At 75.0% G+C, this 19,096-nt stretch carries 17 protein-coding genes and 1 tRNA gene; 8 read left to right on the forward strand and 10 right to left on the reverse strand.

Features of this window, described 5'->3' with window-relative positions:
* Positions 1-71: 71 nt before the first annotated feature.
* From ACSNOH_RS17910 to ACSNOH_RS17920, 3 genes are all read right to left on the reverse strand, one after another.
* Positions 72-1,571, reverse strand: a complete 1,500-nt coding sequence (locus ACSNOH_RS17910; RefSeq protein ID WP_436722351.1) for a DUF1996 domain-containing protein — start codon at positions 1,569-1,571, stop codon at positions 72-74.
* A 6-nt stretch (positions 1,572-1,577) separates the two neighbouring features.
* Positions 1,578-2,330, reverse strand: coding sequence for a DUF4142 domain-containing protein (locus ACSNOH_RS17915; RefSeq protein ID WP_436722352.1), 753 nt, complete (start codon positions 2,328-2,330; stop codon positions 1,578-1,580).
* A gap of 218 nt (positions 2,331-2,548) precedes the next feature.
* The gene (locus ACSNOH_RS17920) at positions 2,549-3,451 is read right to left on the reverse strand and encodes an endonuclease/exonuclease/phosphatase family protein (RefSeq protein WP_436722353.1); all 903 of its coding nucleotides are present in this window, start codon (positions 3,449-3,451) and stop codon (positions 2,549-2,551) included.
* Positions 3,452-3,702: 251 nt separating this feature from the next.
* Between ACSNOH_RS17920 and ACSNOH_RS17925 the strand changes: the two genes are divergently transcribed.
* Positions 3,703-4,491, forward strand: a complete 789-nt coding sequence (locus ACSNOH_RS17925; RefSeq protein ID WP_436722354.1) for an alpha/beta fold hydrolase — start codon at positions 3,703-3,705, stop codon at positions 4,489-4,491.
* Between the two features lie 19 nt (positions 4,492-4,510).
* On the opposite strand, the gene ACSNOH_RS17930 is transcribed toward ACSNOH_RS17925, so the two are convergent.
* Positions 4,511-5,362 (reverse strand): class I SAM-dependent methyltransferase, encoded by an 852-nt coding sequence (locus ACSNOH_RS17930; protein WP_436722355.1) that lies wholly within the window; start codon positions 5,360-5,362, stop codon positions 4,511-4,513.
* 111 nt (positions 5,363-5,473) lie between these two features.
* Between ACSNOH_RS17930 and ACSNOH_RS17935 the strand changes: the two genes are divergently transcribed.
* Both ACSNOH_RS17935 and ACSNOH_RS17940 read left to right on the forward strand, forming a co-directional pair.
* On the forward strand, positions 5,474-6,043 hold the full coding sequence (locus ACSNOH_RS17935; protein ID WP_436722356.1) for a helix-turn-helix domain-containing protein: 570 nt from the start codon (positions 5,474-5,476) through the stop codon (positions 6,041-6,043).
* Between the two features lie 94 nt (positions 6,044-6,137).
* The gene (locus ACSNOH_RS17940) at positions 6,138-7,478 is read left to right on the forward strand and encodes an MFS transporter (RefSeq protein WP_436722357.1); all 1,341 of its coding nucleotides are present in this window, start codon (positions 6,138-6,140) and stop codon (positions 7,476-7,478) included.
* Between the two features lie 113 nt (positions 7,479-7,591).
* On the opposite strand, the gene ACSNOH_RS17945 is transcribed toward ACSNOH_RS17940, so the two are convergent.
* Positions 7,592-8,566 carry an ArsR family transcriptional regulator gene (locus ACSNOH_RS17945; RefSeq protein WP_436722358.1) on the reverse strand — a complete coding sequence of 325 codons (975 nt, stop codon included), beginning with the start codon at positions 8,564-8,566 and terminating at the stop codon, positions 7,592-7,594.
* A 158-nt stretch (positions 8,567-8,724) separates the two neighbouring features.
* Between ACSNOH_RS17945 and ACSNOH_RS17950 the strand changes: the two genes are divergently transcribed.
* Positions 8,725-9,972: an alpha/beta hydrolase gene (locus ACSNOH_RS17950; protein WP_436722359.1), complete on the forward strand. Its 1,248-nt coding sequence runs from the start codon at positions 8,725-8,727 to the stop codon at positions 9,970-9,972.
* 109 nt (positions 9,973-10,081) lie between these two features.
* On the opposite strand, the gene ACSNOH_RS17955 is transcribed toward ACSNOH_RS17950, so the two are convergent.
* Positions 10,082-11,788 carry a LuxR C-terminal-related transcriptional regulator gene (locus ACSNOH_RS17955; protein ID WP_436722360.1) on the reverse strand — a complete coding sequence of 569 codons (1,707 nt, stop codon included), beginning with the start codon at positions 11,786-11,788 and terminating at the stop codon, positions 10,082-10,084.
* 197 nt (positions 11,789-11,985) lie between these two features.
* On the opposite strand from ACSNOH_RS17955, the gene ACSNOH_RS17960 reads away from it, so the two are divergent.
* A complete protein-coding gene (locus ACSNOH_RS17960) occupies positions 11,986-12,702 on the forward strand; it encodes an esterase/lipase family protein (protein WP_436722361.1) in 717 nt (238 codons plus the stop codon).
* 76 nt (positions 12,703-12,778) lie between these two features.
* Here the strand turns inward: ACSNOH_RS17960 and ACSNOH_RS17965 are convergent, their stop codons facing one another.
* Positions 12,779-13,522, reverse strand: coding sequence for a VC0807 family protein (locus ACSNOH_RS17965; RefSeq protein WP_436722362.1), 744 nt, complete (start codon positions 13,520-13,522; stop codon positions 12,779-12,781).
* 67 nt (positions 13,523-13,589) lie between these two features.
* Between ACSNOH_RS17965 and ACSNOH_RS17970 the strand changes: the two genes are divergently transcribed.
* On the forward strand, positions 13,590-14,444 hold the full coding sequence (locus tag ACSNOH_RS17970) for a hypothetical protein (RefSeq protein ID WP_436722363.1): 855 nt from the start codon (positions 13,590-13,592) through the stop codon (positions 14,442-14,444).
* Positions 14,445-14,475: 31 nt separating this feature from the next.
* Here the strand turns inward: ACSNOH_RS17970 and ACSNOH_RS17975 are convergent, their stop codons facing one another.
* On the reverse strand, positions 14,476-16,020 hold the full coding sequence (locus tag ACSNOH_RS17975; protein WP_436722364.1) for an MFS transporter: 1,545 nt from the start codon (positions 16,018-16,020) through the stop codon (positions 14,476-14,478).
* Positions 16,021-16,141: 121 nt separating this feature from the next.
* Between ACSNOH_RS17975 and ACSNOH_RS17980 the strand changes: the two genes are divergently transcribed.
* Positions 16,142-17,158 carry an Lrp/AsnC family transcriptional regulator gene (locus ACSNOH_RS17980; RefSeq protein WP_436722365.1) on the forward strand — a complete coding sequence of 339 codons (1,017 nt, stop codon included), beginning with the start codon at positions 16,142-16,144 and terminating at the stop codon, positions 17,156-17,158.
* A 301-nt stretch (positions 17,159-17,459) separates the two neighbouring features.
* Here ACSNOH_RS17980 and ACSNOH_RS17985 read toward each other — a convergent pair whose 3' ends face one another.
* Together ACSNOH_RS17985 and ACSNOH_RS17990 are read right to left on the reverse strand one after the other, a co-directional pair.
* On the reverse strand, positions 17,460-18,428 hold the full coding sequence (locus tag ACSNOH_RS17985) for a MurR/RpiR family transcriptional regulator (RefSeq protein WP_436722366.1): 969 nt from the start codon (positions 18,426-18,428) through the stop codon (positions 17,460-17,462).
* A gap of 66 nt (positions 18,429-18,494) precedes the next feature.
* Positions 18,495-18,821: a hypothetical protein gene (locus ACSNOH_RS17990; RefSeq protein WP_436722367.1), complete on the reverse strand. Its 327-nt coding sequence runs from the start codon at positions 18,819-18,821 to the stop codon at positions 18,495-18,497.
* 185 nt (positions 18,822-19,006) lie between these two features.
* Here ACSNOH_RS17990 and ACSNOH_RS17995 point away from each other — a divergent pair.
* Positions 19,007-19,080: transfer RNA gene (locus ACSNOH_RS17995), tRNA-Lys, on the forward strand.
* Positions 19,081-19,096 lie beyond the last annotated feature (16 nt).

The raw sequence follows: 19,096 nt of genomic DNA on the forward strand, positions 1-19,096 counted from the left end.
CGGGGGCCGGCCCCTTCCCGGTGCGGGTGGCAGTGGGGGGTGGGCGCACCCGTGCCGGGGGCCGGGGGGAGTCAGCAGGTGCGACCGGAGTTGATGCAGGACACCGCCTTCGCCATCAGGGCGTCCGGCATCACGTTGATGAAGTCCCCGTGGTCGGTGACGGGCTTGTGCAGCTGCTCGGGGAAGCTGTCCACGGCGAACGGGACACCCGCCGGCACGTCGTAGGTGATGCGCTGCACCAGCTGCGGGACGGCGCGGAAGCCGCGCGGGCAGGAGCCGTCCGCACGGGCGAAGGCGACGTGGGTGCGGTGGTTGGCGCTGTCGGTGGCGCGGCCGTCCCAGCAGTTCTGGAAGGCGAAGGTGCGGACCACCTTCGCGCCGTCCGGGCAGACGGGGTACTTGTCCTTGAACTGCCGGTTCTCGAAACCCGTGCAACTCCACGACGCATTCGCGTTGGCGGGTCCGTTCGTGAGCGCTTTGGCATCGCCTGTGATGATGCGGAGGAATCGCGGCATCGCGGTCACTTTCGTCACCGGGCTGCCCCGGAACTGCAGTGTGACGGACGCGGGCCGCAGGATGGTTCCCTTGTTCCCGTCGCTCCCGCCGCCGGGCGCTTTCGCGTCCGGCGCGGCCTTTCCGTCCAGGACCCGCAGCACGGGCCAGTAGTGCGTCGACTTGTCCCCGTTGGTGCAGGTCGTGCCCGCGGCGGCGAGGCTCGCGTCGGTGGAAAAGGCGTCGGTGGATTTGTTGCCCACGTAATCGTGCATGTGGTGCGCGCCGTTGCGCACGCCGGGTGTCACGATGACATTGTCGGGGTTGAAGTGCCCGTTCTCATTGCGGCCGCAAACCGTGGTGAACGTGCCGGTGGAGCCGGCCCGGCCGGCGGCGGGGGTGCGCTTGGCGGCGGGGGCGTTCCTGATGTCGGCGAAGTCGGCGCGGGACGGGCCGCCCGGCAGGCCCCGGTCGCCCAGCCGGGAGGCGAGGGGCTGGGAGGACCGGGAGGACTGCGAGGACTGCGAGGACTGGGAGGACGGGGAGGAATCGTCGGCGGCGGCCGTGCCGACCTCGCGCGTGGTGCACCGGCTCAGCCCGGCGAGCCCGTCCGTGGCGGAGCCGGACCCGTTCTTCCCCGCGGCGCGCACGGAGTCGGAGATGCGGCCTATGGTCTCCGTGCGCTGCTGCTGCAGTTCGCCGAGGACCGCGCCGGCATCGCCGCCCGCGCCGCCCGGCTCCGCGCCGCCGTCCGCCGCGTGCCCGCCGGCCTCGTGACTGACGCCGGTCAGCCGCCCGTACGCCCGGGCCACCTGGGCGTCGAGCTCGGACAGCCCGCGGGAGACGGCGGGCTGTGCGTCGGCGGGGACGTCTTGCAGCCGGTCGCCGACGTCGGGGCAGGAGATGGTCATCGCCGTGAGCCCGGCGTCCCGCTGCACGCCGGTGTCCGCGGCCCGGGAGCCGCCGGCCGAAGCGTGCTGCGCGATGATCGCCGTGCCGCCTCCGCCGAGCAGCAGCGCCGCGGCCGCGACCACCGCCCGGGTCCGCAGTTTCGAGCGTTTGTGGGCCTGTCGCATCATGTGGGGTCACTTCTTCTCGTTGTCGCCTGAGTGGGGGAAGTCGACGAGTCCGGTGTTCTCGAGGACGGTGATGTGGTCGAGGACGACGGTGTTGGCGCGCGTCGCCAGCGACCGCACCAGCGCGTTGGCGGTGCGGTCGCGCACGAGGGCCACCAGGCCGAAGACCTTGCCGTGGGCGGCGCGCACCAGGTTGGCGAAGACCCGGTCGAAGGCCGCGCCCCGGGACGCCTGCAACTGGCCGAGCCACCCCTGCTGTTCGGCGCTCGGCCGCTCCGGCAGGCTCACCCCCAGGGTCCCGGCCGTGTCCGCCGACCGCTGGTCGAGCTCGGTGTGGCCGTCCACGAGGTGCTCGCCGGCCATCCGCACGGCGTCCGTGGTGCCGCGCTCCAGGGCGAGCTTCCCCGCGGGCTTCTCCCAGAGCCCGGCGAGCCGGACCCGCCGGACGAAGTCCCGGTCCAGCGCCGTCAGCGGGCCCGACGGCGTCTGCCGCGTGCCCTCGCCGTCGTCGGTCCAGGCGGTGCGCGCACCGGCCGCCGCGGTCCCGGCGCCGCCGAAGAGGTACACCGGGATCAGCAGCGCCAGCAGGGTCGCGGCGAGCGAGAAGACGACGAGCCCGGTGCCGAGGGTCCGCTGGGCTGCGGGCGACAGCGCCCGCAGGAACGAGAGGGAGGACAGCGAAGAAAGCGGGGAAAGGGAAGGCCGTGAAGAGTGGGGTGACTGCAGAGGGCGTACGGATCGCAGAGGACGTACCGGTCGCATGGCACCTTCTTCGCTTCGGCTCGGCTGAACGACCACGGACGCTAACCGCGGCGGGAGCGCGGCGGACGAGGATTCGCGCCCGGTGACAAACCCCCGTCCCGGGCCGCCGTGCGCTGCTACCGTTCCGCGCGCGCACGGAACGTCCCGGTCAGCCGATGCCGGACGAGCCCTGGGACACGGTCACTTCTTCACGGCCCGTGGCCGGCGGGCCGGACCGCTCACAGCTCGACGAGGGCCTGCACCGGCAGGTGGTCGCTCGGGAAGCGGCCGTCCAGGGCGTACGTGTTGATGCGGGCCCGCAGCGTGCGGACCGACGGGGAGGTGAGGATCCAGTCGATGCGGTCCCCGTCCGGGACCAGCGGCCGGTAGCCGTGGAACGTCGCGTACTGCGGGCCGCGTTCGGCGGCCGTGTCCCAGGTGTCGGCCAGGCCGGCGCCGCCGAGCAGCGCGTCGTAGACGGGGTTGCCGTGCGCCGGGACGTTGAAGTCGCCGGTGACGATGCGGGGGAGCGCCGGGTCCAGGGCCCGCAGCCGCTCCGCGATCAGCTCCGCGCTGCGCTCCCGCGCGTGCTGGTGGGCGTGGTCGAGGTGGGTGTTGAGGAGGTAGAGGCCCGCCCCGGTGTGCCGGTCGGTGAACCGGATCCAGCTGGCCATCCGGACGATGGTGTTGCCCCAGGTGGCCGAGCCGATGACGGACGGGGTGGCGGACAGCCAGAAGTGGTCGTACTCCTCGGGGGCGAGCCGCAGGGTGTCGTAGAAGACGGCCCCGAACTCGTCGTGGCTCCCGCCGTGCCGCCCCAGGCCGATCCAGGCGTAGCGCGGGCCGAGGTCTTCGGCGATGTCGCGCAGCTGCCGGTGCAGGCCTTCCTGGGTGCCCAGCACGTGAGGCCGTTCGTGGCGCAGCAGCCGGCGCATCACCGGCCGGCGCTGTGACCACGGATGGGGGTCGCTCTCCGAGGCGTAGCGCAGGTTGAACGTCATCACCCGCAGCCCCTGGCGGCTCTCCTCGCCGGAGGCGGCGGGGGCTCCCGCGGCGGTGGTCGCGGCCGTTGCCGCGGCGCCGGCCGTGGCCCGCAGTGCGGTGCGGCGGCTGGGCGAGGGGTGCGCGGCGGGGGCGGGCATGGTGCCTCCTGATCGGGGAGACCGGGGAGACCGGGGAGGTCCGGGACGTCCCAGGGGGATCCTCCCGGCGCGGGGCCGCGCGGGCAAGCAGCGGCGCGGGCCCGGCGTGCGGATCCCGCCGCCGTGCGGGGCGAAAGCGCGCCCGCCCGCTGTGCGGCACCGCCCGTGACCGGGCTCACTGCGCTCCCGGTGTTGGTGGTGCTTACTGTGACGGTCCGTCATCAGCACAGCCCGGCCGGAAGGACGCGCCCATGTCGTATGCCCGGACCGCGGACGGGGTCCGCATCGCCTGGCAGGCCGAGGGCGACGGTTCCCCGCTCGTCCTGCTGGCGGGCCAGGCCAACAACCACCACTGGTGGGACGCCGTCCGGGCCGACTTCCTGGCCGCGCACCGCACCGTCACCCTCGACTACCGCGGCACCGGCGGCAGCGACAAGCCCGACGAGCCGTACAGCACGGAGATGTTGGCGCGGGACGTGATCGCGGTCCTCGACCACCTCGGGATCGAGCGGGCCCACGTCTACGGCACCTCCATGGGCGGGCGCGTCGCCCAGCAGCTCGCCGTCCGGCATCCGGAGCGGGTCCGCGCCCTCGTCCTGGGCTGCACGTCACCGGGCGGCCGGCACGCGGTCGAGCGCAGCGACGACGTCCGCCGGTCGCTGGCCCGGCCGGGCGCCGCGGCCGGGCAGGCCCTGCGGGCCCTGATGTACACCCCGGCCTGGCCCGCCGCCCACGCCGGCCCCTCCGGCGTGCTGGGCGATCCGGCCATGCCGGCGTACGCCCGGCGGCGGCACCTGGCCGCCAGCAACGCGCACGACGCGTGGGACGCGCTGCCCGGCATCACCGCGCCCACGCTGGTGGTGCACGGCGCCGACGACCTCCTCAACCCCGCCGCGAACGCGCGCCTTCTGGCCGGCCGCATCCCGGGTGCCCGGCTGCACCTGATCCCCGGTGCGCGGCACGCCTACTTCGAGGAGTTCCGGGCGGTGGCGAGCCCGCTGGTGCTGGACTTTCTCGCGGAGTGCGAGCGCGGCGCGTGAAGCGGCGGCCGGGCCCGGCTCAGCCGCGCGGACGGCGGCCGAAGTGCACCGTCTTGGCGACCAGGAGGAACAGGTCCGGGCGCCGGTCGACCCCCGCCGGATCGGCCGGATCGAGTAGCCGGTCCAGCGTCGCCGTGTCCTGCGCGTCCAGGACTTCGGCGGAGATCCGGCGCTGCCGCTCCAGCATCTGCCGCACGAACTGCCGCGTGCCCTCGTCCAGCGGCGCCGGCCGGTCCACGAGGAAGGTCCGGCTCCGCACCTCGGTCAGGCCGGCCGCCCGCAGCATGCCGGGCCAGTCCTCGGTGACCGCCACGGTGCCGGGCAGCTCCTCGCGCATCCGGGTGAAGCGGGCGGCCATCGCCGCGTCCAGCCGGCTGTGCAGGTCGGGGCGGCCGAAGCCGGGGTCGCGCGGCAGGCACCGGGCCGGCAGCCCGCCCTCGACCACGGCCAGCACGCCGCCGGGCGCGAGCAGCCCGGCGAGCCGGTCCAGGGCGTCCTGCTGGTCACCGACGTGGTGCACCACCTGCCCGGACCACACGAGATCCGCGGTGCCCAGGCCGGCGAGCCCCGCCGGGAACTCCGCCGCTCGCGTCCGCAGCCGCACGCCGAGCCGGCCGGCCCGCTTCTCCGCCAGGGCCAGCAGCTCGGGCGAGCCGTCCACCGCGACGACCTCGGCGTCCGGGAACACCGAGGCGAGCCGGCAGGCCGCGACCCCCGGGCCGCTGCCGACGTCCAGGATCCGCCCCGGTGCCGGAACCAGCCGCTCCAGCTCCTCGAAGGCCTGCTGCACGTAGGGGCTGTGGGCCTCGCCCTCCAGCTCCAGCATGTCCGCCAGCGCCGTCCAGTCGAAGTCGTTCGTCTCGTGCGCCATCTCATCCGCTCCCTGGTGTCGTGCGCGCGCTCGCGCTCGGGCCGTCGGCTGGAACCCTGCGGCCCGATGCGCATCCTTGACAAACCTTGTTGCCGTTTCTGCAATAGAGGGATGGAAGAAGTCCTCGCCGCCGTGGGGCCGCGGCTGCGGCAGATCCGCCGGCAGCGCCAGTGCACCCTCGCCGCGCTCTCCGAGGCCACCGGGATCTCCGTCAGCACGCTGTCCCGGCTGGAGTCCGGGCAGCGCAAGCCGAGCCTGGAGCTGCTGCTGCCGATCGCCCACGCCCACCAGGTGCCCCTCGACGAGCTGGTCGGCGCGCCCCCGGTCGGCGACCCGCGGGTGCGCCTGAAGCCGGTGCGGCGCGGAGACTCCACGGTGGTGCCGCTGACCCAGCAGCCGGGCGGGCTGCAGGCCTTCAAGATGGTCATCGGCCCCACGCGCAGCACGCCCGAGCCGCGCACCCACGAGGGCTACGAGTGGCTGTACGTGCTCAGCGGCCGGCTCCGGCTGGTGCTCGCCGACCACGACGTCGAGCTCCGCGCGGGCGAGGTCGCCGAGTTCGACACGCGGCTGCCGCACTGGTTCGGCTCCACCGGTGACGCCCCGGTAGAGATCATCAGCCTGTTCGGCCCCCAGGGCGAGCGCATGCACGTCCGCGCCAAGCCGTCGGACGGGCCCTGACCCGGCCCCGGACCGGCCCGCCGGGAGCCGCCGCGGCAGGTGCGTAACGGACGTAACAGCCACTATCTGACACTCGCTCAACATTACTGTTGCCATGCACGGACCTCGCTGGCGATGTTGTGGGCTGCCGCCCTTGTGCCCACCCCGGAGACGTCCCGTGCCCGAAGCTCCCCCCGCCACCCGGCCCGCGCAGCGCGCCCGCTACCTCGCCGACATCACGCCCCTGCGCGGCTCCGCGGACTTCCGCCGCCTGTGGGCCGGGAACACCGTGTCCTGGGTGGGCCAGCAGATGACCGCCCTCGCGGTCTCCCTGCAGGTCTACGCCATCACCGGCTCCACGTTCTCCGTGGGCCTGGTCGGCCTGTGCTCCCTCGTCCCGCTGATCGCCGCGGGCCTGTACGGCGGCGCCGTCGCCGACACCGTCGACCGCCGGACCCTGGGCCTTGCCAGCGCCTCCGGCGCCACCCTGATGTCCGTCGTGCTGGCCGCCGCCGCGCTGCTCGACCTGCGGCAGGTCTGGCTGCTCTACACGGTCGTCGCCCTGCAGTCGGTCTGCTTCGCCATGAACAGCCCCGCCCGCAGCGCGATGGTCCCCAAGCTCGTGCCCCCGGAGCAGCTCCCCGCCGCGAACGCCCTCTCCTCCCTGACCACCAACCTCGGCCTCATGGGCGGTCCCATGCTCGGCGGCGCCGTCGTCGGCCTCTGGGGCTTCCAGGCCGCCTACCTGATCGACGTCGTCTCCTTCGCCTTCGCGCTGTACGCGATGTGGCGCCTGCCCTCGATGCGCCCCGAGAAGACCGCCGCCGGCGGGCCGGGGCAGGGGCGCGCCTCCGTACGGGGCGGGCTGCGCTTCCTCGTCACCCGCCCCAACCTGCGCATCACCTTCCTCGCCGACCTGGCCGCCATGGTCCTGGCCCAGCCCAGGGCGCTCTTCCCGGCCATAGCCGGGCTCTGGTACGGCGGGGACACCAGGACCGTCGGCCTGCTGGTCGCCGCGCCCGCCGTCGGGGCGGTGCTGGGCGGGCTGTTCTCCGGCTGGCTCGGCCGCATCCACCGGCACGGGCTCGCCGTGCTGCTGTCCGTCGCCGGCTGGGGCGCGGCCGTCACCGTCTTCGGGCTGAGCCGCAACCTCTGGCTGGGCCTGCTCTTCCTCGGGCTCGCCGGATGCGCCGACAGCATCTCGGCGGTCTTCCGCACCACGATGCTCCAGGCGGCCACGCCCGACGACATGCGGGGCCGGCTCCAGGGCGTCTTCATCGTCGTGGTCGCGGGCGGGCCGAGGCTGGGCGACTTCCTCGCGGGCTCCGCCGCGGACCTCGCCTCGCCAGCCTGGGCGGTCGTCGGCGGTGGGCTCGCCTGCCTGGCGGCGATCGCGCTCATCTCCGTGCAGTGGCGCAACTTCGCGCGCTACGACGCCCGCTCGCCGCAGCCGTAAGGGGAGCCGGGCGCCGCCCCGCGCCCGGGCGGGTGAGGACGGCCGCCGGGCCGGCATACGGGGACCGCACCCGGCTCTCGCACCACCGCACCGGGGGCGTGCCCACCGCCGGGTCAGCCGCCCCCGCGCAGCAGCAGGCTCCCCAGGTCCGTGCGCCGGTGCAGCACCGCCCGCCCCGCGCGCTCGGAGGCGACCAGACCCGCGCCGCGCAGCGCGGCGGCGTGGGCGGAAGCGGTGGCATTGCTGACACCGAGCCGCCGGGCCAGGCCGCTCGTGGTGTGCTCCCGCGCGAGCACGGTCAGCACCTCGACGCGGGTGCGCCCGAGCACCTCGGCCAGCGCCCCGTCCGTGCCGCCCGCCCCCTCCGGGGAGAGTGGCAGCCCCGGCCCCGCCGCGTAGCTCAGGACGAGGGGCCGGCCGGGCAGGTCGGCGAGGAGCGGACGGCCGGTCCAGTGGAACGCGGGCAGGAGCAGCACGCCCCGGCCCCGCAGCGCGACGTCCCGCTCATCGGGCCCGGGCAGCTCCCACACGTCCCCGTGCAGCCGGCTGCCGGGCACGAGCGCGGTGAGGGCAGCGCCGATGCCGTGCTCGGAGACCGCCAGGGCGTGCCGGGTGAACTCCGCGCGGTGCAGGTCCTGCACGACCGGCCAGACGGGCCGCACGGCCGTCTCGAAAGCCGCGTGCTGGGCGCGCCGCAAGACCTGCCAGGCGCCGGGATCGCCCTCGTGCAGGCCGCGGACCCACGGCGGGGGCGGCGCCGGGTGACCGGCGTACACGCGCTCCAGTTCCGCGCGGACCAGGTCCGGGGAAGCGGCCCGGACGGCGTCCAGCCCGTCCTCCAGCGCGCCGGACCCGTCGCCGAACTCGTCGAGGAAGAGCGGGGCCCCGGCCGCGCCGGCCAGGTCCCCCAGGGGTGCCGCGGCGGCCGGCAGGGAGCGCAGCAGCCGCTGCCGCCAGCGTCCGAAGAGCAGCGGGTCGCCGCCGCGGAACAGCATCATGAAGGCCGTGTTCAGCGCCTGCAGCGGCACGGGCCGGGGCGCGAACCGGACGCGCGCGAAGTCGGCGGTGGAGAAACGGATCCGTGTCACTGCACTCCTGCCTGCGCCGCGCCATCGTTTCGGGCAGGGCCTGAACCTTCGGCCAGGACCTCCGCCGGGCACCAGCATGTCCCCCGTGCCCACGGCATTCACTCAAACGGCCGCCGGATGGCACAAGGACCCGCATCACCGCAGGTAAGGGGAGCACTGTGCTTCATCGTCACACCGGCCGACGGACCGTCATCACCGCTGCTCTGGCCACCGGCGCCGGAGCCCTGCTCGCAGGCGGCGCCGCCGCCCCGGCCGCCGCCCGGGCGCGGGCCGCCGCCGCGGACGGCATCACCCTGCGGCTTCCGGCGCCGACCGGCCCGTACCGGACCGGAGTCACCCACCTCTACCTGGCCGACCGCTCGCGGCGCGACCCGCTGGAGCCGGGGATCCCCGTCCGCGAGGTGATGGCCACCGTGTTCTACCCGGCCCGCACCGTACGCGGCTGCCCGCTCGCCCCGCAGATGACCGCGGGGGCCGCCGCGGACTTCGGTGCGGACGGCCGCAGAGGCCACCCGGCACTGCCCGCGACCGGAGTGAACTGGGCGGCCACCCGGGCCCCCGCGCACACGGGCGCTCCCGCGCACGCCGCGCGCCGGCGGCCCGTCCTGCTGTACAGCCCCGGCGGGGGCGACCCGCGCACCATGGGCACCTCCGTCGCCTGCGACCTGGCGAGCCACGGCTGGGTGGTGGTGACCGTCGACCACCCCGGCGACGCCGCCGAGGTGGAGTTCCCCGTCGCCATGACCGGCCGGGACATCGTCCGGCCGACGGTGCTGCGCTACGACCCGAGGACGGATCCGGGCCTTTTCCGCACTCTCATCGACACCCGGATCGCGGACCTCGGGTTCGTCCTGGACCAGCTGGAAGTCCTTGCGGCCGGGCGGAACCCGGACGCGGCGGGCCGCCCCCTGCCGGAGCACCTGGGACGGGCGCTGGACCCGCGCAGGGCCGGTGCCTACGGACACTCGGCGGGCGGGACGGCCGTGACGCAGGCGATGTACGACGACCGGCGCCTGGCCGCGGCGGCCGACCTGGAGGGCTACCTGGACCGCGCACCGCAGGCGCCGGGCGGGCAGGGCGAGCTGTACCCGGTCGCCCGGCACGGCACGGACCGGCCCCTGCTCCTGCTGGGAACGGACGGGTTCGAGGACCGCAAGGGGCTGGAGCACTCCTGGTCCGCGGTGCTCGCCCACTCCGGCGGACGCGCCTGCCGCCGGCAGCTCGGCCACGCCGCGCACGGGGTGTTCACCGACTACGCCGCCCTGGTGCCGCAGCTGCAGGCCGCCGGGCTGATGACGGCCGCCGACCGCGTGCAGATGGTCGGGGCGGCGGACCCGGCCGTGTCGGTCCCGGCGGTACGTCACCACCTGCGCTCGTTCTTCGCGCGGCACCTTCCGGTGCGCTGAAGGGAGCCCCGCACCTGCCGGTGCGCTGGGGGAAGCTCCGCACCCTCCGGTGCACTGAGAGGGCCCCGTCCCTGCCAGTGCGCTGCCGGGAGGCGTCCGGGCCGGAAGGTCACGGCTGGTGGGCCGTCAGCGCGTGGACCAGTTCGACGCGGGAGCGGATCCCGAGCGCCGCGAAGACGTTGCGCAGGTGGTGGTCGACGGTCCGGTGGCTGACGGCGAGGAGGGCCGCGACCTCGCGGTTGGTGCGGCCCTCGGCGACGTGCCGCGCCACCCGCAGCTGCTGCGGGGTGAGGGAGGCCGCCGGGCGGGGCCGGCCGCCGGGCTCCGCCTGCCCGGCCGCGCGCATCTCGTCGCGCGCCCGCTCCGCCCACACCTCGGCCCCGCACGCCTCGAAGAGCAGCATCGCCCCGCGCAGGTGCGCGCGGGCGTCGCCGGGGCGGCGCAGCCTCCGCAGCGCCATGCCGAACGCCAGTTTCGTACGGGCCTGGGCGAACTCGGAGCCCACGCGCTCCACCAGCGCCAGGGCCCGGCCGAAGTACGGGTCGGCGGCGGCCGGCGCCGCGGTGGCGGCCAGCACGGCGCGGCAGTGCAGGACCGTGGCCCGGGCGCGCCGGTCGCCGCCGGCCTCCGCCCACTCCTCCAGGGTCCGCAGGATCAGCCGCGCCTGGCGGCAGGCCCGCTTCCGCGCGGGGGCCGGGAGTTCGGCGACGGCGAGGGCGACGGCCTCCACGAAGGAGGGGATCACCCGCACGCGCCAGGCGAAGTGGTGGACCCCGGACTGCCCGAGGACCAGCGGGCGCAGCAGCTCGACGGCCGCCCGCGGCCGCTGCTGCGCGAGGTCCAGCCAGCCCAGGCTCCAGGTGGCCAGCAGCGCGGGGACCATCAGCCCGTGGGCCTGTGCCGTGCCGAGCGCCCGCCGGGCGTGGTCGCGGCAGGCCGCGGCGTCCCCGCGCACCGCCGCGGCCATGGCGAGCGTCCCGCTCAGCTGGGCCGCGGTGTTGCGGCGGCCGCCGGCGAGGGCGGCTTCAAGGCCCCGCTCGGCGTGGGCTCCGGCGCGCGCGTGGTTGTCGGCGACGAGTTCGACGAGGGCGAGCAGGCCGAGGAGTTCGGGCGCCGTCCCCCGCGGCCCGGCCGAGCGGGCCAGGGCCCGGCCGGCCAGGTCCCGCGCCTGCGACACCTCGCCCAGCATCAGGGCGGCGCGGCAGGCCAGGACGGGGACGGCCGGGTGGCCGCCGCCGGCGGCCGCGCCGCGGCGGACCGCTTCCCGGAGCGCGGGCACGGAGCGGGCGTGGTCGCAGCGCAGGGCGGCCGCGAAGCCCCGGAAGTACTCGCGCACCGCCCCGGGCGCGGCGCCGTGCTCGCCGATGCGCAGGGCCGCTGCCGCGTATCCCGCGCTGTCACCGGCCGTCCAGCTCGCCTCCGCGGCGTACAGGAGCGCGGTGAGCTCGTCGTCCGGGCGGTCCGCGTGCCGGTACAGCGCGGCGGCGAGCCGCAGCGCCTCCCGGGCGTTGATGACTTCTCCCGAGCGCAGGGACTGCAGGCCGCGGGTCAGCTCGGTCTGCCCGCGGGCGGCGGAGACGGCCTTCCGGCGCAGGGAGAGGGCGCGCAACTCCGCGGCGCGCCGGGGGAGTCCGGCGCTCCGGGCGTGCTCCTCGGCCGCCGCGAGGCGCCGGGCGCGCTCACCGCCGTCCTCCGCGCGCCCGGCGGCCCGCGCGAGCGCGGACGAGCAGCGGACATGCAGGCGCCGGGTGCGCTCCGCCGGGCGGGTGCGGCGGCGGGAGCCGGACCTGCGGCCTGCGGCCTGAGGGTCGCGCACGGTGGCTCCTCCTCGGTGAAGTGCGGGGCGTTGCCAGCAAGTTACTCGTAAGTAAAACCGTTGGGTAGCCCGCCGGGAGGGCCGCCCGCCGCGAACGCCCCGCACACCCCGGTGATTTCACCGATTCGCATTCCCCCAGGGGCGCTGCATGCTCTCTCTCCGCACCCCCAGCGCACCCCACTCACCGGGAGGATCGTATGCGCAGGCTCATCAGCGCCCTGGCGCTCGCGGCGGCCGCGGCCATCACCGTCACGGCGGGGCCGGCCGCCCCGGCCGGAGCCGCGCCCGCGGCCACCGCGCCCGCACCCGGAGCAGCCGCCCAGGCCCGTACGCCCGTGGTGTTCGTGCACGGCTATCTCAGCGACGGCGTGACGTGGGACCCGGCGATAGCGGCCTTCCTGGTCGCCGGCTACCAGCCCGGCGACCTCTTCACGTACTCCTACGACTTCTTCGCCTCGAACAAGACCAGCGCCCAGGGGCTCGCCGACTTCGTCGCGAAGGTGAAGGCCCGCACGGGAGCGGACAAGGTCGACATCGTCAACCACTCGATGGGCGGCCTGGTCTCCCTCTGGTACGCCAAGGAACTGGGCGGTGCCGCGAACATCAAGCACCTGGCCTCCCTGGCGGCGCCCCACCACGGCACCTACATCGCCGGGATGTGCACGGTGGTGTCCGTCTCCTGCCAGGAGATGTCGCCCGGCTCCGCCTTCCTCAAGACGCTCGCGACCGGCGACGAGACACCCGGCGCCGTCGACTACCGCACCTGGTACTCGCCGTGCGACGGGGTGATCAACCCCTTCACGAGCACGCCCCTGGCCGGGGCCGTCAACACCCTGGTGCCCTGCGAGACGCACCTGGGATTCCTCACCGACGCCGGACTGCTGACCCGGGTGGCGGCCGCCTTCAAGGACTGACCGGCCCCGCAGCCGGTGGATACGCCTGTGCGGGGAGGGCATCGGCCCCCCCCGCACAGCCTGCGCCTGCACATCCTTACGCCGCGCCCTGCACGGCGGGCGCGCCCCCGGCCTGCTCCGCCGCCCGGGCCGCCTGCGCCGCCGCCGACCTGGCCCGGCCGCGCTTGCCCATCACGGTCGTCCAGGCGACCAGCCCCGCCACCACCAGCAGCGGGAAGAGGTTGTTCACCAGCACCATCGCCCCGGTCGGCAGCACGTACGTGAGGACCACGCGGATCACCGCCTCCAGCAGGAAGGCCGCTCCCCACACCGACGTCAGCAGGTACTGCATGCGGCGGAAGCCCGGGTACTCCCACAGGCCGTTCCAGCGGGCCACGCCCTCGGGGGTGCCGTCCGTGCCGAACTTGCGGCCCAGGTAGAACATCGCCGGCCGGCGCATCGCCAGGCTGGCCAGGAACGCCAGCCCCAGCAGGCCGGTGATCGCCGACTCCTTGATGAACATCAGCTCGGTGCTGTTGTACGCGACCGCGCTCAGCGCGCCCAGCAGCATCAGGACCAGCATCATCATGCCGAACTCGTCCACCCGGCGCCGGACGGCCAGGTGCAGCAGCGTCTCGACGGCGGGCCACAGCGTGATCAGCAGGAGCGCCTTCACCTCGCTCACGCCGTGGTCGGTGAGCATCCCGTAGGTGACGAACGGCAGGATCACGCCGAACAGGATCGCCGGACCCCAGTTCATCAGCGCCTTGCCGCCACCGCTCCGCTTGCTGTTCCCACTGGTCTCACCGGTCTTGCCGGCGGCCCCGCCCGCGCGCGTCATATCCGCCCCGTTCAATTTTCTTGTCACGCACATGCATTTCCGATGTGTATCGCATATGCTCACGATCGTGAGCGAGAGCGTAACAGGTCGTCAGAGCGGCGCGAGCGTCTCGCGCGGTGCCAACGTCGCCCTGGTGCCGTTCCTCTACGGAGTGGCCGGCCGCGAGGAACTGCCCGGCGTCGCGCTGGTCAAGCTGCTCACCGACGTGGGCCTGACCCCCGCCGCCGCGCGCTCCCTCATCGCCCGCATGCGCCGGGACGGCCTCATCGCGGCGGCTCCGCGCGGCCGCGGCGCCGACTACCGCCTCGCCGGGAGCTTCCTGGAGAACTTCCGCAGGGTCCGCGACGGCCGCCCCGAACCCCCGCCCTGGGACGGCTTCTTCCACGCCGTCTTCTACACCGTGCCGGAGGCGCGGCGGGCCTACCGCGACCGGCTGCGCCGCGCCGCCTCCCTGGCCCGCTACGGCCTCATGCAGCCGGGCGTCCTCATCTCGCCGGCCGACCGCCGCGAGCACCTGCTCGCCGAGCTCGGCGGACTCCCCGAGGAGGGGACCGTCTGCTTCGGGCGCGTCGAGCTCGCGACCGGCGACGCCGCCCGCGTCGCCCACCGGGCATGGGAGCTCGGGGAACTGGACCGCCGCTACCGCGAGCACACGGCGCGGCTGCTCGCCGCCCTCGACGAGCAGCCGGTGCCGCCCGGCCCGGGCGCCGCCGCCCTCGCGGCCTACGTGCGGCTCTTCGGCGGCAGCCTCGTCGACACCCTCCGGACCCCGCCCGGCCTGCCGCCCGAACTCCTCCCGGACGACTGGCCGCTGCCCGCGCTCCTGGCCGCGGTCGGCAGGACGTACGCGCACTTCGGGCCGCCCGTGACGGAGTACGTCGAGGGGGTGATCTCCGGGGCGGCCGCCGCGGGCGGCGCATGACCGGCCCGGACCGGCCGCAGCCGGGCCCGGGTCAGCCGCGGCCGGCCGGCACCGCCGCGGCCGCCGGGGCCTGCTGCGTCCGGGGCGCGGCGGGCTTCGCCGGGCGCCGGACGAGCGCCAGTGCCACCAGCCCGCCCAGGATCCCCAGCGCGCCGGAGACGAGGAACGTCTGCCGCAGCCCGGACGCGAAGGCCTCGTGCACGAGCTGTCCGAGCAGCTCCCGCTGCGCGGGGGCCGCGTGGGCGACGACCGCGCCGGCCTGGCCGCCCGCCAGGGCGTCGGCGGTCGCGGAGGCGTCGGCGACGGCCCCCGCGCCGTGGTCGCGGAGCGCGCCCGCCAGCCCGGCGTGGAAGACCACGCCCAGGACGGCGATGCCCAGGGCGTTCCCGAGCTGGCGCGCGGTGTTGACGGCGCCGCTGGCCATTCCGCCGCGCTCCGGCGCGACCGAGGCCATCGCCGCGGAGGCCAGCATGGGCGTGGCGATGCCGACGCCGATGCCCGTCACCGCGAGGCCCGGCACGAGGGCGGTCCACGTCGAGTCCGCGTCGAGCGTCGCCTGGAGGAACGCGCCCGCGCCGATCAGCAGCAGCCCGGCGCCGATGGTCCAGCGCGGCGAGACGTCGTGCAGGAAGCGTCCGGCCAGCGACGCGACGACGAACGCCGCCGCGCTCATCGGCAGGCAGGCGAGGCCCGCCGCGACCGGCCCCATCCCGCGCACGGACTGCAGCCACAGCGAGGTGTAGGCGAGGTAGGAGAACGCGGCGACGGACAGCAGCACCGCGGCCACCATGAGGCCCGAGAACGACGCCCCGCGGAACAGCGCCAGGTCCAGCAGCGGCTGTTCGCGGCGGGACTCGATCAGCAGGAACGCGATCAGCGCGACCGCGGCCAGCCCGAAGAGCCCGAGCGTGGCGGCCGACGTCCAGTCGTAGTCGTTGCCCTTGATCAGCGCGTACGTCGCCGCGCCCGCCGCCACCGTGAACGCGGCCAGGCCGGGCAGGTCCACGCCGCGGCCCCGGCGGGGCGGCGCCGCGGCGACGAACCGCAGCGTCATCGCGACGGCCAGCACGCTGATCGGCAGGTTCACGAAGAAGATCCAGCGCCAGTCCAGGTGCTCGGTCAGCAGACCGCCCATGACCGGGCCGGCCGCCGAGGCGGCCCCGCTGACCGCGCCCCACGCGCCGAATGCCGCTCCGCGGTCCCTGCCGTGGTAGATGCTGCTGATCAGAGCCGTCGTCGTCGCCAGCATCGCGGCGCCGCCGATGCCCTGGACGCCGCGGAAGACGATCAGCGCCTGCGGGCCGGTCGCCAGGCCGCAGGCCAGCGAGGCGAGGGCGAACAGCGCGAGGCCCGCCACGTACACCTGCCGGTGGCCGATCCGGTCGGCGAGGGAGCCGACGCCCAGCAGCAGCGCGGCGAGCGCGAGCGCGTAGATGTCCATGACCCACTGCAGGTCCGCGAACGAGGTGCGCAGGCTCTCGGCCATGTCGGGGAGCGCCACGACGACGATCGTCACGTCCACCAGCAGCATGAACGTCCCCAGGCACACCGCGACGAGCGGCAGCCACTTCCGCATTTGCAACCTCCAGAAGGTGTTGTCCGAGTGGCCGAAGGTCGCATCCGGTGGCTGTTCCCCGAACCCAGGGTCCGTTCGGTGACGGAATCCGACACAGTGCCACCCTGGCATGATGGAAAGCATGACCGACCAGGAGCAGGTGTTCGATCCCCTCGACCGGCAGCTGGTCCAGGCGCTGATGGTCGACGGGCGGGCCGCGTTCAGCCGGATCGCCGCCGTCCTCGGCACCACGGACCAGACGGTGATCCGCCGCTACCGCAGGCTCCGCGGCGCGGGGCTGCTGCGGGTACTGGGCCTGCCCGAGGGCGAGCGGGTGGGCCTGTACGAATCCCGGCTGCGCATCCAGTGCGTCCCGGGAGCGGCCGTCGCCATCGCCGAGGCCCTCGCCCGGCGTCCGGACACGGGCTGGGTCAAGATCTTCTCGGGCGGCACGGAGGTGGGCTGCCTCGTCAGCTCGCGCACGCGCGAGGACCACGAGGCGCTGCTGCTGCGCAAGCTGCCGCGCACGCAGCAGGTCACGGGCGTCGCGGCGCAGACCATGCTGCACGAGTACACCGGCAGCTCGAACCGCTGGGCCGGGCGGGACGGGCTCGCGCCGGAGCAGATCGCGGCGCTGCAGCCGGTGTACGGGGACGGTGCGGGCGGCGAAGGCGGCGAGGACATCGTGCGGCTCGACGCCGCCGACGACGCGATGCTGGCCGTGCTCGCGCGGGACGGCAGGGCGGGCTATCCGGAGCTGGCGAAGGCGGCGGGACGGTCGGAGTCCACGGTCCGGCGGCGCATCGAGTACCTGCGGGGGAGCGGCGCGCTCTCCTTCGACGTCGAGGTCCACTCCGCCCACCTCGGCTTCGGCATGGAGGCCGGGATCTCGGCCACCGTCGCGCCGAGCGAGCTGGCGGCGGTCGGCCGGGCGCTCGCCGAGCATCCGCAGGTGCCGTTCGTCGCGGCCGTGACCGGCGCGGCCAACCTCGTCGCCACGGTGCTCTGCCGCGATCAGCGCGACCTGTACCGGTATATGACCGAGGGCATCGGCAGGCTGACGGCCGTGCACCGGCTGGAGGTGCTTCCGGTGCTCCGGCAGGTGAAGCGGGCGGGGCTGCTGAGCGACGGGAACCGGCTGTTCGACGCCCCGGCGTGAAGCGTGTTGCCGGTGGTCCCGGTCCAGGGGCAGACCGGGACCACCGGGGGGCGTCCGAGGGGAGCGGAGCACCCGAACGAAACGCGCGGGGCCGATGAGGAGGGTCTCGGTCACCCGGTTGTTCGCCACTGGCACGCCGGGTACTCGCCGTCGCGAGCGCTGCAGGCCCGGGTGCCACCCGAAGTAAATATATTTACTGCCCAGTAAGCAAGGGTATGAAAATTTTCATTCGACGTACGGGTCGAAGCGAGCCGAAAGTCCCGGTTTCGGCCGCCGGGTCAGCCGTCGGGGAAGAACCGGCTCAGTCGTCGAGGAAGAAGTCGTGCTGCTCGGCCGCCTGCTCGTACTTCTCCAGCCGCAGCTGCGTGCGCTCCGGATCGGCGTCGGCCATGGCCTGCAGCAGCGCCGCGGACAGGATCCCGGGCGCCGCGTACGAGTCGAAGACGAGCCGTGACCCGGTGCCGGCCGTGAGCGTCACGTCCGCCTCCCCGGCCAGGGGCCCCAGGCCCGTGTCCGTGATCAGCGCGATGCGCAGCCCCGCGCGGCGCGCGGCCCGCATCGCGGCCAGCATCTCCTTGGAGTGCCGCGGCATCGCGAACGCGAGCACCCACGTGCCGCCCGCCTCCCGGGACTGCAGCAGGGCGTCGTAGGCGACGCTGCCGCCGCGGGAGACCAGCCGCACGTCCGGGTGGATGCGCTTCGCCGCGTAGGCGAAGTACTCCGCCAGGGAGACGGAGATCCGCAGGCCGAGGACCGTCAGCGGGACGGAGCGGGCGAGGTCCCGGCCGACCTCCAGCACCCGGTCGGTGTCCGTGAACGCGCGGCGCAGGCCTTCCAGGTTCTCGATCTCGGCGTCCACGGCCGCCTGCAGCTCGTTGCGGCGGTCCTCCTCCTCGCGCGCGCCGGGCACGGCCGCGACCGCGCTCAGCGCGATGGGCTGCAGCGCCTCCCGCAGGGCGGGGTATCCGCTGAAGCCCACGGAGGACGCGAAGCGGGTCACGGAGGGCTGGCTCACGCCGACCCGCTCCGCGAGGTCCGTGATCGACAGGAACGCGGCCTCGGTGAGGTGATCGGTGATGTACTGCGCGATGCGCCGCTGCCCGGGCGAGAGGCGGTGGCCGCCGAAGAGGGCCCGCACCTTGTCCGCGGGCGCCGGCTCCGCGGCGGAGGGCTGCTCGCCCGGCTTCCCCGGGCCGCCCGGAGTGATGGCGGACGCCTGCGCACGTGCCCGCTGCGACCCCTGTGCGCGTGCCTGCTGCCCTGGTGGCACCGGTGCGCCTCCTTCTCCTGCCGCTTCCGCTCAACATAGCGGATGGGCGCGCCGGGCCCCCGGGCGTCAGTGCGAACCGAACTTCACGCTCGAAAAGGGGGCGTTCCGGGGCGCGTGCGCGCCCGGTGCGAGGCGGACCGCGGTCCCCTTGCACTCCTTCCCCGAGTACACCGTCGCCGGCAGGGCGGTTGCGTTGTGGGCCCCGCGGGACTCCTGGCTCATCGTGAGGCACCGGCCGTCCGGCGGGTTCTCGACGAAGAACGGCGCGCCCTTGGGGCCCACCCAGGCGAACCAGCCCTTGGCGGTGCCCGCCGCGCCCGCGGGCGCGGCGGCCAGAGCGAGCGCGCATCCGGCGAGGGTGACGGCGGCGAGTGCGGGGCGGAAGAAGCGCATCACTGATCCTTCGTATCGATTGCGGGGGAATTCCGGGGAATGCCCGGAAAGTCGTCACACGGTGAACGACGCCGAGGGGGCATGGTCACCCCCGCCGCCGGGGCGGCCGGGGGTCGCCGGGCCGGTCGGCGGCCGGTCAGTGCCCGGTCAGCGCGCCCGTGAAAGTCATGTAATATTCATGTCGCGCGCCGCTAGCTCAGTTGGTTAGAGCAGCTGACTCTTAATCAGCGGGTCCGGGGTTCGAGTCCCTGGCGGCGCACAGCGGAAAGCCCCCG

This window comes from Streptomyces sp. URMC 127, from assembly GCF_051386535.1.
In the GTDB taxonomy this organism is placed as follows: domain Bacteria; phylum Actinomycetota; class Actinomycetes; order Streptomycetales; family Streptomycetaceae; genus Streptomyces.

What these genes read in the sequence shown, in the direction of transcription:
- ACSNOH_RS17940 (WP_436722357.1), top strand. Translation starts at nt 6,138, where the DNA reads ATGCACGGACCTCGCTGGCGATGTTGTGGGCTGCCGCCCTTGTGCCCA.
- ACSNOH_RS17925 (WP_436722354.1), top strand. Translation starts at nt 3,703, where the DNA reads ATGTCGTATGCCCGGACCGCGGACGGGGTCCGCATCGCCTGGCAGGCC.
- ACSNOH_RS17980 (WP_436722365.1), top strand. Translation starts at nt 16,142, where the DNA reads ATGACCGACCAGGAGCAGGTGTTCGATCCCCTCGACCGGCAGCTGGTC.
- ACSNOH_RS17910 (WP_436722351.1), bottom strand. Translation starts at nt 1,571, where the DNA reads ATGATGCGACAGGCCCACAAACGCTCGAAACTGCGGACCCGGGCGGTG.
- ACSNOH_RS17975 (WP_436722364.1), bottom strand. Translation starts at nt 16,020, where the DNA reads ATGCGGAAGTGGCTGCCGCTCGTCGCGGTGTGCCTGGGGACGTTCATG.
- ACSNOH_RS17915 (WP_436722352.1), bottom strand. Translation starts at nt 2,330, where the DNA reads ATGCGACCGGTACGTCCTCTGCGATCCGTACGCCCTCTGCAGTCACCC.
- ACSNOH_RS17960 (WP_436722361.1), top strand. Translation starts at nt 11,986, where the DNA reads ATGCGCAGGCTCATCAGCGCCCTGGCGCTCGCGGCGGCCGCGGCCATC.
- ACSNOH_RS17920 (WP_436722353.1), bottom strand. Translation starts at nt 3,451, where the DNA reads ATGCCCGCCCCCGCCGCGCACCCCTCGCCCAGCCGCCGCACCGCACTG.
- ACSNOH_RS17990 (WP_436722367.1), bottom strand. Translation starts at nt 18,821, where the DNA reads ATGCGCTTCTTCCGCCCCGCACTCGCCGCCGTCACCCTCGCCGGATGC.
- ACSNOH_RS17935 (WP_436722356.1), top strand. Translation starts at nt 5,474, where the DNA reads ATGGAAGAAGTCCTCGCCGCCGTGGGGCCGCGGCTGCGGCAGATCCGC.
- ACSNOH_RS17965 (WP_436722362.1), bottom strand. Translation starts at nt 13,522, where the DNA reads ATGACGCGCGCGGGCGGGGCCGCCGGCAAGACCGGTGAGACCAGTGGG.
- ACSNOH_RS17930 (WP_436722355.1), bottom strand. Translation starts at nt 5,362, where the DNA reads ATGGCGCACGAGACGAACGACTTCGACTGGACGGCGCTGGCGGACATG.